Source organism: Helicobacter sp. UBA3407 (assembly GCF_949747025.1).
Taxonomy (GTDB): Bacteria; Campylobacterota; Campylobacteria; order Campylobacterales; family Helicobacteraceae; genus Helicobacter_D; species Helicobacter_D ganmani.
This window is the reverse complement of the sequence record NZ_CATKCB010000223.1, coordinates 1-1,432: the sequence shown is the minus strand read 5'-3', so window position 1 is coordinate 1,432 and position 1,432 is coordinate 1. Positions and strand designations below refer to the sequence as shown.

Below are 1,432 nucleotides of genomic sequence, written 5' to 3'. Positions count from 1 at the left end.
GCTCCTAGCTGCTCTACTCCTAACACTTCATAGCCGTGATTTTTCGCATCAATGGGGATATTATTAATGCTTTGTGGGCAATCACTTAGCACTTCCAAAATCTCGCCACTTTTAAGCTCGGGCAAAACCTCCAGAGTTCTTACCGCAGGATAAGGGCAAGGCTCACCTTGCAAGTCTAATCTAAAATTTGGGATAATTTCTTGTTGCATATTCTCCTCCTTTATGCGCGTTCAAATCGTTTATTTTTGGCAAAATATCGCCGCTCAAGAAACAGCACAAAGGCAAGGAATGCAAAAAGCAACACATAGCTTACCACCAAGCCACCATAATTACCAAAGGATTCTAAAAGATTAATTTTAGGGAAGCTTGTCGCAAGCGGCACAGAATAATAATCCCAAGTCGCTGCCAAAAGCGTAGAGCCAATGACATTACCAACACCTACAATCCAATAATGCACCTGCCCCTCAACTGCGCGATACATCCAGCCACATTCACACCCTCCTGCAATCACAATTCCAAAGCCAAAGAGCAATCCGCCAATCACTGCATTTGGCGCAGCCCACATAATTTTAGGCGGAAGTCCAAGCATAATGTAACTAAAAACGCCAATAGTTGAAACCATCATTCCCACAATCACCGCTCTTGCCATATATCCACGCCCTGTGATAAATAAATCCCTAAAGGCAGAGGTAAAGCAAATCTGCGCACGCGAGATGATAAATCCAAATCCCACACCAAATACAACTGCAAGTGCTAAAATAGGAATCTTTTTGCCCTCTGGAATATTTCCATACGCCATTAGATACGCTACCCAAACGCCAATTCCAACTAATACCAAAACACCAAGTGCAAAAAGGAGTTTTGCCCTACTCTGATTTTCTTTGCTATTTCCAATGTCTTTTTGCGCACTGACTTTCTCTAGCTTTGTATGAGAGCGAAAAAGTGGGAGTAAAACAACCTTTGTGCCTAGCCACACACCAACAAGCGTCATAATCGTAAAAAACCACGCGTGCAAGCTAAATTGTGGAATCCCCGTAAAGAAACTCGCCAAATTACAACCCATACCAATCCTTGCACCAAACCCCGCAATAATCCCACCAATAAGGGCTTGAGCGATTCTAATATTGCTTTGAGGCAAACGAAACTTGACATTATTTGCCATTGCGGCAGCGGCAAATGCCCCTGCAAACATTCCAATAATCATCACGCCATCTACCCTATCTAGCGGTGTTCCTTGCAAACCTAGAATCTTAAAATAACCCCAAGTGCTTGTATCCACACCCAAAAGATTCATAATATGTCCGCCCCAACGCGTAAATTCACCTGTAACAGCCCAATAAGTCCCAGTCAAACCAAAATAATAAGCAGCCATTACGCCAAGTGCGATAATCGCGGGCATAGGCGACCAAAATTTGACTAGGAATCTTTGCTT

The 1,432-nt window shown here is 43.3% G+C and carries 2 protein-coding genes; both read right to left on the bottom strand.

Translation table 11 applies throughout. The features are described 5' to 3' along the window. The coding region (yedF, locus tag Q1553_RS07880; protein ID WP_300842899.1) for a sulfurtransferase-like selenium metabolism protein YedF at positions 1-197 on the bottom strand (197 nt) is incomplete at its 3' end. A 23-nt stretch (positions 198-220) separates the two neighbouring features. Then, on the bottom strand, positions 221-1,432 hold a 1,212-nt coding region (gene yedE, locus Q1553_RS07875), incomplete at its 5' end, for a selenium metabolism membrane protein YedE/FdhT (RefSeq protein ID WP_300842898.1).